General features: G+C 62.2%; 14 protein-coding genes and 2 pseudogenes. 10 read left to right on the top strand and 6 right to left on the bottom strand.

The window, feature by feature from the left end; genetic code table 11:
- Window positions 1-6 precede the first annotated feature (6 nt).
- From NKJ81_RS29650 to NKJ81_RS29610, 9 genes are all read left to right on the top strand, one after another.
- Window positions 7-1206, top strand: a complete 1200-nt coding sequence (locus NKJ81_RS29650; RefSeq protein WP_352542623.1) for an arabinose transporter — start codon at window positions 7-9, stop codon at window positions 1204-1206.
- A 1182-nt stretch (window positions 1207-2388) separates the two neighbouring features.
- Entirely contained in the window at window positions 2389-3000 is a 612-nt protein-coding gene (locus tag NKJ81_RS29645; protein ID WP_023679230.1) for a cupin domain-containing protein, read from the top strand.
- Window positions 3001-3116: 116 nt separating this feature from the next.
- Complete coding sequence (locus NKJ81_RS29640) at window positions 3117-4055, top strand: ABC transporter substrate-binding protein (protein ID WP_352542622.1); 939 nt, start codon at window positions 3117-3119, stop codon at window positions 4053-4055.
- 74 nt (window positions 4056-4129) lie between these two features.
- A complete protein-coding gene (locus NKJ81_RS29635) occupies window positions 4130-4927 on the top strand; it encodes an ATP-binding cassette domain-containing protein (protein WP_352542621.1) in 798 nt (265 codons plus the stop codon).
- Window positions 4924-5928, top strand: a complete 1005-nt coding sequence (locus NKJ81_RS29630) for an ABC transporter permease (protein ID WP_352474303.1) — start codon at window positions 4924-4926, stop codon at window positions 5926-5928. The genes NKJ81_RS29635 and NKJ81_RS29630 overlap by 4 nt, the downstream gene beginning before the upstream one ends.
- A 4-nt stretch (window positions 5929-5932) precedes the next feature.
- Window positions 5933-7021: a phosphotriesterase family protein gene (locus tag NKJ81_RS29625; RefSeq protein WP_352474304.1), complete on the top strand. Its 1089-nt coding sequence runs from the start codon at window positions 5933-5935 to the stop codon at window positions 7019-7021.
- 27 nt (window positions 7022-7048) lie between these two features.
- Entirely contained in the window at window positions 7049-7819 is a 771-nt protein-coding gene (locus tag NKJ81_RS29620; RefSeq protein WP_352474305.1) for a glutamine amidotransferase, read from the top strand.
- A 3-nt stretch (window positions 7820-7822) separates the two neighbouring features.
- Complete coding sequence (locus NKJ81_RS29615) at window positions 7823-8731, top strand: ribokinase (protein WP_352474306.1); 909 nt, start codon at window positions 7823-7825, stop codon at window positions 8729-8731.
- Complete coding sequence (locus NKJ81_RS29610) at window positions 8728-9558, top strand: BtpA/SgcQ family protein (RefSeq protein WP_352474307.1); 831 nt, start codon at window positions 8728-8730, stop codon at window positions 9556-9558. The genes NKJ81_RS29615 and NKJ81_RS29610 overlap by 4 nt, the downstream gene beginning before the upstream one ends.
- A gap of 37 nt (window positions 9559-9595) precedes the next feature.
- Here NKJ81_RS29610 and NKJ81_RS29605 read toward each other — a convergent pair.
- The 6 genes and pseudogenes from NKJ81_RS29605 to NKJ81_RS29580 form a co-directional block, all read right to left on the bottom strand.
- Window positions 9596-9953 (bottom strand): annotated as a pseudogene (locus tag NKJ81_RS29605) (type II toxin-antitoxin system VapC family toxin).
- Between the two features lie 26 nt (window positions 9954-9979).
- Window positions 9980-10211: pseudogene (locus NKJ81_RS29600) on the bottom strand (type II toxin-antitoxin system Phd/YefM family antitoxin); the annotation flags it as partial.
- A gap of 385 nt (window positions 10212-10596) precedes the next feature.
- Window positions 10597-10884, bottom strand: a complete 288-nt coding sequence (locus NKJ81_RS29595; protein WP_352474308.1) for a hypothetical protein — start codon at window positions 10882-10884, stop codon at window positions 10597-10599.
- 717 nt (window positions 10885-11601) lie between these two features.
- On the bottom strand, window positions 11602-11805 hold the full coding sequence (locus NKJ81_RS29590; RefSeq protein ID WP_352474310.1) for a hypothetical protein: 204 nt from the start codon (window positions 11803-11805) through the stop codon (window positions 11602-11604).
- A gap of 239 nt (window positions 11806-12044) precedes the next feature.
- Complete coding sequence (locus NKJ81_RS29585) at window positions 12045-12317, bottom strand: cupin domain-containing protein (protein WP_352474311.1); 273 nt, start codon at window positions 12315-12317, stop codon at window positions 12045-12047.
- 108 nt (window positions 12318-12425) lie between these two features.
- Window positions 12426-12797: a hypothetical protein gene (locus tag NKJ81_RS29580; RefSeq protein ID WP_352474312.1), complete on the bottom strand. Its 372-nt coding sequence runs from the start codon at window positions 12795-12797 to the stop codon at window positions 12426-12428.
- Window positions 12798-12885: 88 nt separating this feature from the next.
- On the opposite strand from NKJ81_RS29580, the gene NKJ81_RS29575 reads away from it, so the two are divergent.
- Window positions 12886-14559, top strand: coding sequence for a winged helix-turn-helix domain-containing tetratricopeptide repeat protein (locus NKJ81_RS29575; protein WP_352542620.1), 1674 nt, complete (start codon window positions 12886-12888; stop codon window positions 14557-14559).
- Window positions 14560-14972: the final 413 nt, after the last annotated feature.

Genomic DNA, 14972 nt, shown 5'->3' with positions numbered 1-14972 from the left:
GTCAACATGTCATCGATGGCCACAATGGCGCGGACTTCTGACCGAAATGGCGCGATGGCGGAACTGGTGCCAATCATGGCGGCTGTCTTCGCCGGCTTCCTCCTGATCGGCTTGGCGCTACCCGTCCTGCCGCTGCATCTTCACCAGCAGCTCGGCTTCGGCCCCTTCGCAGTCGGGCTGGTGACGGGCAGCCAGTTTGTCGCCTCGATGCTGTCGCGCATTGGAGCCGGAAATTATGCCGATGGGCGCGGCGGCAAGCGGGCCGTCATCGTCGGCCTCATTGCCGCTGCCCTGGCGGGGTTCATTTACCTCGGCTCGCTGGCATTGCTCGACCGGCCGGTAGCGTCCGCATCGGCGCTCTTCGCCGGCCGGGCGGTACTGGGCGCGTCTGAGAGCTTCATCATCACCGGCGGCGTCGCCTGGGGTCTCTCCCTTGCAGGCGGACAGAACTCCGGAAAGGTCATAGCCTGGGTGGGCATGGCGATGTTCGCGGCGCTCGCGCTAGGCGCGCCGATCGGATCTGCGCTTTACGCGGCGAGCGGCTTCGCCGCGATCGCACTCGCGACGGTCGGCCTGCCGCTTGCGACGCTGCTTGCCATACTGCCTATGCGTGGCACCAGCCTCGCCGCGAGCGCCGCGCGACAGTCATGGACGAGCGTGGCGCAAGCGGTCTGGCTTCCCGGCGTCGGAGCTGCTTTCAGCAGCCTTGGCTATGGCGCGATCCTGTCCTTTGGCGCGCTGCTCTTTGCCGAACGCGGCTGGCAGCCGGTCTGGCTTCCCTTCACCGCTTATGCCGCGTCGCTGATCGCGGCAAGGCTGTGCTTTGGCCACCTGCCTGACAGGTTGGGGGGCGCGCGCGTCGCTGTGATCTTCGTGGCGGTCGAGGCGGCAGCGCTGATGCTGATCTGGCTTGCGCCCGGGCCTGTTCTCGCCGCCATCGGAGCGGGCCTGACTGGCCTTGGCTACTCCCTGGTCTATCCCGGTTTCGGTGCCGAAGCCGTAAGCCATCTTCCGCAACGCAGCCGCGGCCTGGCCATGGGACTGTACACCGTCTTCCTCGACGTGGCGCTCGGCTTCGGCAGCCCGGCGCTCGGCTTGGTCGCCGCGTCGGCCGGCCTGCAATTCGTCTTCCTCGTCGTCGCGACGGCGACGCTTCCGGCGTTGGGCATCGCTCTGCTGCTGGGTCGCCGTAACGCTCCACTATAGCTAGTCTGTGCTCGAGATGTCGCGCAACCACGATCGCTCCCGCTCTGGGCGACGTCTGCTTCCGGGCAATGGCAAGACCGACGTCTACGGCCGACATTGGCGCAGAGCAGACGGTCGGGTCTCCAACCCGGAGCGACAAGAGCTGACCTTTGGTCGGCGCAAGTGTCGTCCTGACGTGACCCAATGCGGTCTTCCGTTGCGAGCGTCGCTTGCTGGAGCTGCGTTAAGTCGGTCGGGGGCCAATGGTATTTTCAATGGAAAGCTAATATACATGGAAACCCAACGAGCAGCGCCTGCCAGATACTTGAGGAATGCCATGCGAAGGCTCATCTTCACGGCGATGTGTATCGCCGCCGCAACAGCCGCTAACGCCCATGATTGGTACCAAGATAAGATTGACCCACAGACCAAATTCAAGTGCTGCGGCGGTTCAGATTGCCGCGCCGTACCCCGGTCTTCGGTGCGGTCCAGGGTGGACGGCGGGTACACTTATTTGCCGCATAATTTCACCATCCCACGGGACCGGGTACAGGAATCCCCGGACGGGCAATACCATATCTGCGAAAATAAATATGTTGTAACCAACCAGCTGTATTGGCGTTGCTTCTTCGCACCTCGTGTCGATGTATCTATACTTCTAAAGCATTAACCGCGCGTCGCTTCCGCAACTTACATAAGCAATGTGCTAGTCCAATTAATTCTGTTGGACTTTCTTCAAAATTGCCGAAGCTAAAGCGGTGCGCGACTGCCCCAGCGATTTCATTGGATACGTCGCGGCTATCGAGAGCCTGCGCGCCCTGGGCGTAATTCCATGGAGCGCTGCCGCAGGTGACTTCTGGGCGCGCTCCGCAATTCGGTGACAGTCCAGATTTGATCGTGTCGGCGCGCCGTGGTTGTGTAGATTGGCTGCGTGGCCCGCCTTGCCCGCATTGTCGTTCCAAGTCCACTCGCCACGTGACGCAAACGCGGTAACGGCTGGCGACTTCGACCACGATGGACAGCCAAGCGATAGGGGGTAACTGGCGCGGGATCATCAGCACGGTTCATGCGGGAGCGGCATTCGCCGGATGAGGCAGCTGCGGCTGCAGTCTCGAATTTGACGCATCAGCACTTGCAAATCGTCAGCCGAGGTCTTTTGCTCGCGCGATAGTTGCCCTTGACCGTTGAATGGTTGGCGAACAGATGAACAAAATCGATCGACGGCGGCCAGAATCAGAAACGGACGCCACCGTAAATGCCGCAAGACTTGGAACTCGGCTGCGCCTCGCCCGCCAGACACGCGGCATGACGCTGAAGACGCTGGCCGCGGCTGCGAATTGCTCGGAAAGCCTGCTGTCCAAAATCGAGAACGGCAAGGCTTCGCCGTCCCTGCCCATGCTTCACCGTCTGGTCGAGGTTCTCGACACCAACATCGGCTGGATGTTCGAGCAAGTCGACGACGACGAGGCGATCGTATTCCGGGCGGGCGCAAGGCCTTTGATCGCGCTCGACGCGCTACGGCGTGGCGAAGGAATTTCGCTCGAACGCATCATCCCGTATTCGCCTGGCCACCTCTTACAATGCAACATCCATCACATCGAGGCAGAGGGCTCGAGCGAAGGTCCGATCCAGCATGCCGGCGAGGAAGTCGGCTACGTGCTCGCCGGGCGGATCGAACTGATCGTCGACGGCAAGAGCCATGCTCTCGCCACGGGTGATGCCTTCGTGTTCAGGTCGGAGCTGCCGCATCATTACCGCAACATCGGCGAGGAACGCGCTAGCATTTTCTGGGTCAACACGCCGGCGACTTTCTGAGCAACGCTCTGCGTTCATTTGGATTGACAAATATTCAAGTCTCTTGAATGCTTGCCTCGTGCCTGTAGCACCAACGGGACCAGCCGAGGTCTGGTCCGCAAGCAAGGGGAACCGAAATGCGTCTGTTCAAACTTCTCGCCGGCTGTGCCGCCGCCATCGCCATGGGCTCGGCAGCCATGGGATCGGCGCTTGCCGATACGTTCGCTCTCGTTAACATCAACCAGCAGGCCCTGTTCTTCAACCAGATCAACGAAGGCGCGCAAAAGGCTGCCGACGCCGCTGGCGCCAAGCTGGTCATTTTCAACGCCAACAATGTGCCGAGCGCGCAGAACGACGCGATCGAGAACTACATCACGCAGAAAGTCGACGGCATCATTCTGGTCGCCATCGACGTCAACGGCGTCAAGCCTGCGATTACTGCAGCCAAGGCGGCCGGCATTCCCGTCATAGCCATCGACGCGCAGATCCCCGACGGCGACAATATTTCGTTCATCGGCGTCGACAACACCAAGGCCGGCGAGGACATCGGCAAATTCTACGCCGACTATGTGAAGACCGATATGGCCGGCAAGGCCAAGATCGGCATCGTCGGCGCACTCAATTCATTCATCCAGAACCAGCGGCTCGACGGCTTCAAGAAGGCGGTGACCGAAAGCGGCCAGGGCGTCACCTTCCTCGACACAGTCGACGGCCAGAACGTTCAGGAGACCGCGTTGAGCGCTTCGGAAAACCTGATGACGGCCAATCCCGACATGAACTCGCTCTATGCGACCGGAGAGCCGGCCTTGCTCGGCGCCGTTTCGGCGGTGACCAGCCAGGGCCGCACCGGCGACGTCAAGGTGTTCGGCTGGGACCTGACCAAGCAGGCCGTTCAGGGCATCGATGACGGCTGGGTGGTGGCGGTCGTGCAGCAGGATCCGGCCGGCGAAGGCAAGGCCGCGGTCGAAGCGCTGGGCAAGATCAAGAAGGGCGAGAAAATCGACCCGATCATCAATATCCCGGTGACGATCGTGACCAAGAAGAATGTCGACCAATATCGCGCGATGTTCAAGTAAACTGCGTCGGCGACCGAGCCGCGGCGCCGCCCGAGGCTGCGCCGCGGATCCCTTGCAATCGCGTGGAATTCCAGATGAGCAGTGGCCAGACCTATCGGGTGCGGATGAGCGGCATCTCAAAGCGCTACAACGCCATCCAGACGCTCGATGACGTGTCGCTGACGCTGAAGCCGGGCGAGGTGCTGGGGCTGGTCGGCGACAATGGCGCCGGCAAGTCGACATTGAGCAAGGTGCTGTCGGGGGCAGTGGTTCCCGACGCCGGCACCATCGAGATCGACGGCAAGCCGGTGATCTTCAGCTCGCCGGCGGACGCACGTGCGGCGCGCGTCGAGATGGTCTACCAGGACCTGTCGCTGTGCGACACGGTCGATGTTGCCGGCAATCTGTTTCTTGGCCGCGAGCCGCGCCGCCGCATCGCAGGCATTTCCTTTCTCGACAAGAAGCGCATGCATGACGAGACGCGCCAGATGCTCGATCGGCTCGGTATCGTCATTGCAGACACGCGGCTCAAGGTCGAAAACCTCTCCGGCGGGCAGCGCCAGTCGATCGCCATCGGCCGCGCCGCCTCGTTCGAGCCGGCCGTGCTGATCATGGACGAGCCGACGGCAGCGCTTGCCGTGGCCGAAGTCGAGGCGGTGCTCGAACTGATCCGCGCGGTCAGTGCGCGCGGTGTCAGCGTCATCCTGATCACCCACCGGCTGCAGGATCTGTTCCTCGTCTGCGATCGCATTCAGGTCATGTATGAAGGGCGCAACGTCGCCGAGCGGCTGATCGGCGACACTAATATCGAAGACGTGGTCAATCTGATCGTCGGCCGCAAGTTCAGTGCGCGTTCCGCCACCAATGGCTATCGCGGTGGAGCGCCGGCATGAGCGACGCGATCCACACCGCCCAGCCCTCACGAGTACGCAGGGGCACCTGGCGCGATGCGCTGCTCGCCAATGGCAGCGTCGTCTCGATCGCGCTGTTCTTTCTGGTCGTCTGCATCATCTTCTCGGTTGCGACCGACGCGTTTCTGACATCGCCCAATCTGTTGAACATCCTGCGGCAGTCGGCGCCGCTGCTGATCGTCGCCGCGGCAATGACTTTCGTCATCACCACTGGCGGCATCGATCTTTCGGTCGGCTCCGTGCTGGCGCTGGTGGCGACGCTGTCGGCGACGCTTTTGCAGTTTGGCCTGCCGTGGCCAGTCGTTATCCTCGCAATGTTGGCGCTCGGTGCCCTGCTTGGGGCGGTGCAGGGCTATTTCATTGCCTATGAGGGCATCCCGTCCTTCATCGTCACGCTTGCCGGGCTTTCGGTGATCCGTGGCGTGGCGCTGCTGATCACCGGCGGCTATTCCATCCCGATCGAGCCCGGAAGCGCTTTCACCGTGCTGGGCCGCGCCTGGTTTCTTGGCGTGCCGGTGCCGGCGCTGATCGCGCTGGCGATCCTGGCCATCGCCTATCTCGCCTTCAACGAGACGCCATTCGGCCGCTATGTCACCGGCATCGGCGCCAATGCCGAGGCGGTGCGGCGCGCCGGCGTCAACACGCGGCAGACGACGCTCTTCGTCTATGTGATTTCCGCCACCGCGGCGGCCCTTGCCGGGATCATTATTGCTGCCCGGCTTGGATCGGGATCTTCGAATGCCGGCCAGGGTTTCGAGCTGGAAGTCATTGCCGCCGTCGTGCTCGGCGGCACCAGCCTGTTCGGCGGCCGCGGAACGATCATCGGCACGGTGCTCGGCGCGCTGACCGTGGCCGTCATCGGCAACGGCCTGATCCTGGCGCATCTTTCGCCTTTCCTGACGCCGATCGTCACTGGAACGATTATCCTGATCGCCATCTGGCTGAACTTCCGCTTGTTTCGCGGCGCCGTGCGGAGCCGTTGAGCCGATGAGCGGTCTGTTCGATAACGCAGAGCCCGGCCAGCGGCTGGCGATCGGGGTCTATACTGGCCATGTGATGACCGTGCTCGGCCCGGTTCCGGTCGACGACATGGGCATCACGCTGATGCACGAGCACATCTTGCTCGACGGGGCGCGCAGCTGGAAATGCCCCTGCCATCCCGACGACATGGCGATCGCCGAGCAGCCGGTGAACATCGAGATCATTGGCGAGTTGCGCATGAACCCTTACGTCAACCGCGACAACGTTTCGCTCGACGACGCCGACCTGGCGCTGTCGGAGCTGCAGCGCTATCGCGCGCTGGGCGGCCACACCGTCGTCGATGCCACCAATATCGGCATCGGCCGCGCCCCCGAAAAGCTCGCCCGCATCAGCCGCATGTCCGGCCTGAAGATCGTCATGGGCACCGGCTTCTATCTCGAGCACACCCATCCCGAATGGCTGAAGGCGATGGATGTGGACGCCGTGACCGAGTTCATCGTCAACGATGTCGGCGGCGGCGAGACGCAGCCGCCGATCATGGCCGGGCTGATCGGCGAGGTCGGCGTCAGCAAGGATTTCACCGCCGAGGAACGCAAGTCGCTGCGGGCTTCGGCGCGCGCCTCGCGCATCACCGGCGTGCCGCTGTCGATCCATCTGCCTGGCTGGGAGCGGCTGGCGCACGAGGTGCTCGATATCGTCGAGGCCGAGGGCGCCGATCTTCGCCACACCGTGCTCTGCCACATGAACCCGAGCCACGACGATCCCGACTACCAGAAAAGCCTCGCTCGGCGCGGCGCGTTCCTCGAATACGACATGATCGGCATGGACTATTATTACGCCGACCAGGACGCGCAATCGCCCTCCGACGAGGAGAATGCACGCGCCATCGCCGCCCTTGTCGAGGCGGGCTTCGGCGACCGCCTGCTGTTGTCGCAGGATGTGTTCCTCAAGATCATGCTGACGCGCTTCGGCGGCTTCGGCTATGGCTATATCCTGAAGCATTTCATACCGCGCCTAAAACGCCACGGCGTCGAGCAGCCGGCCATCGACCGCATGCTGATCGCCAATCCGAAAAGCGTATTCGCGCGGCTCTAAGCGGCCTGGAATTACACTGGAGTTCAAATGTCCAAGAAGAAGATCCTGCTTGCCGGCGAATCCTGGGTGTCGACCGCGACCCATATCAAGGGTTTCGACCAGTTTCCGACCGTTACCTACCACACCGGCGCAGACGAGTTGCTGGGCGCGCTGAAGGCGACCGACTTCGACGTCACGTTCATGCCGGCGCATGAGGCGCAGCGCGGCTTTCCACAGACCATGGAGGCGCTGTCGGCCTATGACGCGGTCGTGCTCTCCGACATCGGCGCCAACACGCTGCTGCTGCATCCCGACACCTGGGTCCACTCCAAGCCGACGCCGAACCGCCTGCGCCTGCTCCGCGATTACGTCAGCGGCGGCGGCGGTCTATTGATGTTCGGCGGTTACTACAGCTTCCAGGGCATCAATGGCGGCGCGCGCTACCACAAGACCCCGGTCGAGGACGTGCTGCCGGTGAATTGCCTGGCCTACGACGACCGCGTCGAGGTTCCCGAAGGTTTTGCGCCCGTGCCGAAACCAGGGTCGAGCCATCCCATCCTCAGGGGCCTCGGCTCGGACTGGCCGATCCTGCTCGGTTTTAACGAGGTGACGCTGAAGGACGGGGCCGAGGTCCTGGCCAGCGTGTCGTCGGACTATGGCTCGCTGCCGCTGCTTGTCGCCGGCCATTACGGCAAGGGCCGCACCGTGGCCTGGACATCCGATGTCGGGCCACATTGGCTGCCGCCGCAATTCATCGCCTGGCCAGGCTACAAGACCCTGTTCGAACAGATGCTGGGCTGGGCGACCGGTGAGAGCTGAGCCATGCATGTCCACGTCGTCGGCAATGCCTGCGTCGATACCGTGTTTCGCGTCGGCCGCTTCCCTGCCGCGGGCGAGACTTTGAATGCCGTGAGCTATGCCGACGGGCTCGGCGGCAAGGGCGCCAACCAGGCAGTCGCAGCAGCACGGACTGGTGCAGAGGTGACGTTCTGGACGGCGCTCGGCAAGGACCCCGCTGGCGCGTGGATGAGGAGCCGCCTCGACAGCGAGCTGTCAGACCTTGAGGTGAGCGAATTCGAGCTGCCGAGCGACCGCTCGACCATCGTCGTCGATAAAGGCGGAGAGAATTTCATCGTCAGCGGCGTCGCCTGCAGCGAAGCCTTCGACCCAGTTGCGCAGACGGCACTTGTGCGCTGGATCGCTCCCGGCGACATCCTCGTCTGCCAGGGAAATTTGCGGACTGCCGTGACCAATGCCTGCCTCAGAGCAGCAAAGAAAAACGGTGCGCGCACAGTTCTCAACGCCAGCCCGATCGACACGGCCTCGCTGCCCGATCTCGGCCTGGCGGAGGTTCTGGTGGTCAACCAATCCGAGGCGAAAACCCTGACCGGCCGGGATGACATCGCGGCGGCGGCGGATGCGCTGGTACCCGAAGTCGCCGGCACCGTCGTCATCACGCTCGGCGCCGCAGGCTGTCTCGTGTTTGGCCCGGGCCATGAAGAGCCGCTTCGTTTGCCGGCGCCGCAGGTCGAGGCGCTCGACACCAGCGGCGCGGGCGATGTGTTCTGCGGCTGTCTGGCCGGTGGGCTTGCCCGGGGCATGCCGGTCATCTCGGCGCTGAAGCTGGCGCTCGCCGCCGCCGCAATCGCCGTGACACGGCCGGGCACGCTGGCATCCTGTCCTTCCGCCTCCGAGATGGCGGCGCTCATCGATCAAATGGAGCTCTCATGACCCAGCTCGGCCAATCTGGCGGCGACGCGCTCGTAGACCTTTTCGGCCGCACAAAGGTGGTGATCGGCGTCGTTCATCTGGCGCCGCTGCCCGGCGCGCCGCGCTATGACGGCGAGGCTATCGAGGCGATCTACCAGCGCGGGCTCGACGACGCCAAGGCCTATCTCGACGGCGGCTGCGACGGCGTCATCGTCGAGAACCATGGCGACATCCCGTTCGCCAAGCCTGATGATATCGGCCCGGAGACGGCGGCCTATATGGCGGTCGTTTCCGACCGCATCCGCCGCGAACTCGGCAGGCCGATCGGCATCAATGTGCTGGCCAATGCCGCGATCCCGGCCCTGGCGATCGCCAGCGCAGCCGGCGCCGGCTTCGTGCGAGTCAATCAATGGGCGAATGCCTACGTCGCCAATGAGGGCTTTGTCGAAGGCGAATCGGGCCGCGCGGCACGCTACCGCGCCAGGCTGCGTGCCAACGGCATCCGCATTTTCGCCGATGCGCATGTCAAGCACGGCGCACACGCCATCGTCGCCGACCGCCCGGTGGAGGAACTGGTCAAGGACCTGGTCTTCTTCGACGCCGACGCCATCATCGCCACTGGCCAGCGCACCGGCCACGCCGCGGATTTGGGCTACATAAGCATGATCAAGCAGGCCGCCGGCCTGCCGACGCTGGTCGGCAGCGGTGTCACGCCGGACAATGCCAAGGATATCCTTGCCATCGTCGACGGGGTCATCATCGCCAGCGCGCTGAAGCACGACGGCGTCTGGTGGAACCAAGTCGACTCTGCTCGAGTAAAGGCTTTCATGGGTGGTCTGAAGCGATAACTGGACTACCCTACCGAGGGGCTTGGGGTCCGCTTGATCAGAGACGACGGACGGGCCCAGGATACTGCGCGACCAGATCGTCGACGGTCAGCAAAGTAATGCCTTCCACAATCGATTGAGCAATCAGGATCCGATCGAAGGGGTCCTTGTGGATGGTGGAAGCCCATCCACCGCGATGGCATGCTCGCCGATGATTGGCAGCTCATGATAGACATTGTCCATCAGGCCCGACACAAAAGACGCGCACCGACCCTGACGTCAGGGCGCCCCAGACCGCGTTTAAAGGCAATCTCCCAGAGACTTGCGGCGCTGAACGTCAAGTGGTTGTCGGCATTCTCGATCTCAGCGAGGGCGGCACGCGGAGGCTTTTCGGGCTCGCCCGCCGCCCAGAGCAGAAGATGGGTATCGAGAAGAAGTGGCCGCCAAACAGCTTCTCGATTTCGTCATCGGCCATGCGATCAAAATCGTGCGGAACTGAAAACCGCCCGGCCATAAACCCCACCCGACGCATTTCGCCGGCCGCAGGTGCGGCTATGGCAACGACCTTGACCATCGGCTTGCCGGATTTCGCGATAATGAAGGATTCGCCTTTGGCCGCCCTGTCGACAAGACGAGACAGATGTCTTGGCCTCGTGGATATTGACGGTGCGCATTGCGGGCCTCTGACTTAGTCCATGGAACTTAGTCTACTCGGGCCCGATTTTTTTAAGCGTGTTTCAGTCAGTGAAGGTGAAGGATGCCGGATGTGGCCGATCCTTTCGGATCGGCCACATGGCACGACTTCAACAAAGACGCGTAATCGATTGTCTGAACTGCATGTTTGTTGGGACTGCGTCACACCTGATGTTGGCCGAACCTGTTGGTCCGGCATGCGACGTCGGAGTTCACAGGAGCGATTTTTGCCGAGCAAATGCTCTGCGTTGCGGTAGGGGCCGAAAGCGAAACGTCCGCTTTTAGGGCGCTGCGCCACGGCGGCGACGAGCCCGACACTGTACCGAAGACGATCGACGCGACGGGCGCAAAGGGCCTTACCTGACTCTATGTTCCCTTCACGATTCTCGGTTTAGTCGGTCGGCGGGATTGAGCCGCGCTGTCGAGGGCCAGGGCCAACCGCTTCTCGTCTTCGATGGCGCGATCGACTGCCTCAATTTGCTCTTGGAGCACCTTCAGCTCGGCTCCGTAGCTGGAGCCGTCGCTGTCCCCGATCTGAAAGCCACTTGCCCGCATTGCGTCGCGAGTATGGTGCACGTTACGGACTCCTTCGCGCCGCGTCGCGACCAAGATTTCCCTAAACTCTCCAAGACGTTCAACGTGATTGCGAGCCATTGCGTTCTCCTATTTCGTCGTCATCGTCGCCGACGGCGATTCAGAACGGCTAAAACTTACGGAGATACTCTCGACAAAGCATGAGTGCGGAAGCTCAAATTTGAATGTCTTCCAATAGCGTGAAGCGCAGCAGGCGTAAATTGGCTTCGACCCGATCGATCTCAGACCACATGCCAGACACTTTCGGCCGAGGGCGTCTGCGGCTCCCCCAACGGGGCCATCCGCTCATGTAATCAGTAAAAAGTCGAGTGCGAGAATGACCCGGGCCATGGACGTCCCGCCATTCCTGGTCGAGTTTGACCTGCGGCGGAAGCAAGGCAGGCTTCGGCGCGTTGGTTGTGTAAAGCATCTCAAGCAACTGCTCTCCGTCGATCAGCTCCAGGTGCAGCTTTGACTTCGTCTCTCGGGCCTTCCTCGGTACTTTCGAGAACGAGAGGCGGTGGTGACAAATATCCCCTGCCCGGCACTCGCGAAGACCTTGCTCCTACGAAGTTTCGCACCGCTTTGACGGATTCCGCATCGGTCGTGATGTGGCGCTTTACTTGCACTGCCCGCTGGATGACGCAGTTGTCACGCAAAGGCAGGAAGCGGCGTAACATGTGGCCGAAGCGGCAATCGGAACAGGGAATGCCGCGGCGCCAAGCCCCTGCCGCGGTCGTCCTTGCGGCCCTTTCGTCGCTAGGGTTTTTGGTTCCCTCGAGGGCGCATGATGCCCCGTCAGGGTGGAGCTATCCGCTGGCCTGCTGTCACGGCGACGCCGAACATGGCGAGTGTCAGCGAATCCCAAACGGCGCGGTTCATGTTCGTCCCGGTGGCTGGGTTGTGATCCTGAGGCCCGGGGATCATCGGAAGATCACGCGGCAACAGCGATATTTCATCCCATATGGTGATGAGATTCCGTCGCAGGACGGCGACTATCATATTTGCCTCCATCCGACCCAAGAGCATGAGACCTGTTTTCTTGTCCCGCCGGACTCGATATGATCCGGGAGCCACGCGCGAGCTGCGGCTGAGATGCGGATGGCGCCGCGCCCAGTGCCGCCCGACGGCTTCGATGATGCGTGTAAGCGAAAATCCAAATTTCCCGAATCTTGCGGATCTTCGCTGGGGTGCCGCCTCAGTTCGTACCAAACATGCGCGCCACCCTGCGAAACGTCGCCTCAGTCGAGGCTGGCCGGCGACGAGAACGGCCGATTGGCGTCCACCACGAAGATGGCCAGCTCATCAACAGCGGTTGTGCCGGCGCTGAACACCTCCATCGGCATGTCGACCCCGTGTCCGACCATGGTCGTACCGGCTTCGGCATAGCTCACGCCGTGGGGCGTTCTTTGGCCGAGCTTGCCGCCCAGCACATAGAAGGCCTCCGGTCTCGGATTTGTATGGATCGGCGTCTTGGCACCGGGCGCTCCACCGGCACGGTTGACGCGCAGCAAATACTCGCTCGCGCTGATCGGCGGAACGGGCCCGATCTCGACGATCTTGGTCCCGGCAGGAGTGGTGCCATCCTTCGGTCCGAGCGTGAACAGCCAGGCCTTGCAAAATCATGGTTCTGATGCGTTGTCGCAGTAATGGAAGGTGGCGAGATAGCCGGGGAGTACGCGCATGAACTCCTGTTGATGGGTCCAAGCTCTGCACTCCGCCATGGAGGTCATGGGTTTCACGTCGGGGAGCCTGATTAGCTCCCCCTGGTTGGTCAGAAGGATTGTGACAGCGATGGCGGTGAACATGGCCTGGTTATCCATCGACTTAAGGCTGGCGATACAATAACCGCCGGAGTTGGGACGGACGTCGTCTGAGGCAACCTCGTTGACATGGTCAGGACCACAGAATCTCGCGATGCGGGAATCCGGTTTTGCAGCCGTTTGCGTTGCCAAAAGAAGAGCGAGAGCGATGATGAGCTTGGTGCGATTCATGTCGTCCTCCGTTTCATCCGGTGCTGCTGGGATCGCTTGGAGGCGAAGGCCGAATGGGCTAAACTAGGAAGCGCGCCAGGAAGGTGAAATGTCCCGAACGGCCCCTGAAATTGACCTGAAATCTGCTGAAACGATCACGTTCCGCGGTTTTGCCTTCCTGACGAAAAGCAAAGAACTCCGAACCGTCGAAGGCAAAGCGGTCAATCTTCGCAGCCAGTCCGCCGAGGTGCTCTCGGTGCTCGCGGCGCGACCGGGCGAGATCGTGTCCAAGGATGCGCTGATGCGGGCGGTTTGGCCCGATACCTTCGTGACCGACGACAGCCTCACTCAATGCATTGCCGACATGCGCCGCGCGTTGGGGGACGATGCGCACGTGATCGTGGAAACCTTCCCCAAGCGAGGCTACCGGCTGAATGCCGATCCATCGAACGCGGCGGACCCAAACGCCGCAGCCGGCACGGAACCTTCGCAGGCGCGATCCCCGCGACGCAGTTTCGTTCTTGCTGTCGTTCTCGTCGCGGCAGCGATCGGCGCATACTACGGCGCGGAAATATGGCGAGCCGCTCCAGTTCCTTCGAGCGACATGCCGAGGATTGCGATCCTTCCCTTCGACGACTTCAGTATCGGTGAGGACAAGGGATATCTCAGCGATGCCGTCGCCGAGGGGATCATCACCGAGCTATCGTGGAGCAAGACTTATGCCGTCATCGCCCGGAACTCGAGCTTCAGGTACCGGGACCAGCCGGTCGAGACCAGGCAGATCGGAGATGAACTCGGCGTCGACTACCTGCTCGAAGGCAGCCAGCAGAAGATCGGAGGCCGGCTGAAAGTGACCGCCCAGTTGCTGAATGCGCATGACGGATCGAATCTCTGGGCCAACAGCTACGACCGGGAGATTGGCGATCTTTTCGTCGTCCAGGAGGTGATCATCCGCACGCTTGCGGATCGGGTCGGGCATAGGATCGAACGCCCCCTGCCAACGAGCGACGCCGCCCGGGTCAGCGCGCTCCACTATCACCTGATGGCAATTGCCGAGATCCAAGAGGATTTCTCTGCCGCGAGGAACCAGCTGTTTCGGCAGCTGAACCTTAAGGCGATCGAAGCGGATCCGAACTCCCAGTTCGGCTATATCGGGCTGGCCTGGTCCTATCGCAATGACGCGGTATTCGGGTGGCACGAGCAGGAACATAACCATGACGAGGCGTTAAAGCGCGCCGCCGAATACGCGGACAAGGGCATCTTGCTCGCTCCGGACGACGCCGAGGCGCATAATGTCCGCGCCCAAATCCATACCGAAGCCGGCGAGATCGAGCAGGCCCTTGCCCGGTTCGATCAGGCGATAGCCCTGAATCCCAGCAATTCGGATATCCTCGTCCACAGTACGGATCTGCTGCTCTATGTGGGCCGTACGGACGAAGCGATCGATCGGATCGAGCAGGCCAAAGGCATCGATCCCTTCTACCCCGACTGGTTCCACTGGCAGATGGGCTGGGCGCTCTGGGAAAAGAGCGATTGCAGGGCTGCGCTGGCGGAGATGCGGAAAATGTCCAGAATCCCAAGCGGCGCACACCGAATGCTTGCGGGAATCCACGCCTGTCTGGGAAACGAGCGGGAGGCAAAGGAAGCGCTCGCGGTTGTCCTCAAAGACTCGCCCGGCGAATCTATCCGCAAAGAACGCAGGGAATGGGAGAAGCTATGGACCGCCCCCGGAAGCCTCGACCGCTGGATCGAACACATGCGGTTCGCGGGCTTGCCGGAGTGACGGCCGACCCTATGCGGCCCGGCAGAAGCCAATTGGTCCGCAAAAAAACCGTTGAAGCCTTTGTGTTGTGTGTTGTGGGCGCTGGTTGCCCTCAAAGCGGGATCATCCTTCGCAAGGAATATTAGGTGCGGGAAAGTCGGCAATGGGGCCGACTTGCGCCATAGTGCGCTCGCACCCCAACTTCTGGGACGGGCCCGATGGCTGCCGTTCATCGGCGATGCCTCGAACTTCCGCAGATGGCGCATTTGGTCCTTATCGGCTGCCGTAGAGCCAATCGCTCTCGAGTGCAGAGCCAGACGTTGGATTGGACGATACCCTCCGGCGAAGGCCGCCTTGCGAGAGGACGGCACGGTAGCGAGGCTGCGCTCTTAAGGTCGCCCTTACGAGCGAAGTTAGCAGCACAGCATGAGCCA

Origin of the sequence: Mesorhizobium sp. M0018, assembly GCF_040323955.1 — a bacterium.
Taxonomy (GTDB): Bacteria; Pseudomonadota; Alphaproteobacteria; order Rhizobiales; family Rhizobiaceae; genus Mesorhizobium.
Note: the sequence above shows the minus strand (reverse complement) of the source record. Positions and strands in the feature narration are given on the sequence as shown.

What these genes read in the sequence shown, in the direction of transcription:
- NKJ81_RS29650 (WP_352542623.1), top strand. Translation starts at nt 7, where the DNA reads ATGTCATCGATGGCCACAATGGCGCGGACTTCTGACCGAAATGGCGCG.
- NKJ81_RS29645 (WP_023679230.1), top strand. Translation starts at nt 2,389, where the DNA reads ATGAACAAAATCGATCGACGGCGGCCAGAATCAGAAACGGACGCCACC.
- NKJ81_RS29640 (WP_352542622.1), top strand. Translation starts at nt 3,117, where the DNA reads ATGCGTCTGTTCAAACTTCTCGCCGGCTGTGCCGCCGCCATCGCCATG.
- NKJ81_RS29635 (WP_352542621.1), top strand. Translation starts at nt 4,130, where the DNA reads ATGAGCAGTGGCCAGACCTATCGGGTGCGGATGAGCGGCATCTCAAAG.
- NKJ81_RS29630 (WP_352474303.1), top strand. Translation starts at nt 4,924, where the DNA reads ATGAGCGACGCGATCCACACCGCCCAGCCCTCACGAGTACGCAGGGGC.
- NKJ81_RS29625 (WP_352474304.1), top strand. Translation starts at nt 5,933, where the DNA reads ATGAGCGGTCTGTTCGATAACGCAGAGCCCGGCCAGCGGCTGGCGATC.
- NKJ81_RS29620 (WP_352474305.1), top strand. Translation starts at nt 7,049, where the DNA reads ATGTCCAAGAAGAAGATCCTGCTTGCCGGCGAATCCTGGGTGTCGACC.
- NKJ81_RS29615 (WP_352474306.1), top strand. Translation starts at nt 7,823, where the DNA reads ATGCATGTCCACGTCGTCGGCAATGCCTGCGTCGATACCGTGTTTCGC.
- NKJ81_RS29610 (WP_352474307.1), top strand. Translation starts at nt 8,728, where the DNA reads ATGACCCAGCTCGGCCAATCTGGCGGCGACGCGCTCGTAGACCTTTTC.
- NKJ81_RS29595 (WP_352474308.1), bottom strand. Translation starts at nt 10,884, where the DNA reads ATGGCTCGCAATCACGTTGAACGTCTTGGAGAGTTTAGGGAAATCTTG.
- NKJ81_RS29590 (WP_352474310.1), bottom strand. Translation starts at nt 11,805, where the DNA reads ATGATAGTCGCCGTCCTGCGACGGAATCTCATCACCATATGGGATGAA.
- NKJ81_RS29580 (WP_352474312.1), bottom strand. Translation starts at nt 12,797, where the DNA reads ATGAATCGCACCAAGCTCATCATCGCTCTCGCTCTTCTTTTGGCAACG.
- NKJ81_RS29575 (WP_352542620.1), top strand. Translation starts at nt 12,886, where the DNA reads ATGTCCCGAACGGCCCCTGAAATTGACCTGAAATCTGCTGAAACGATC.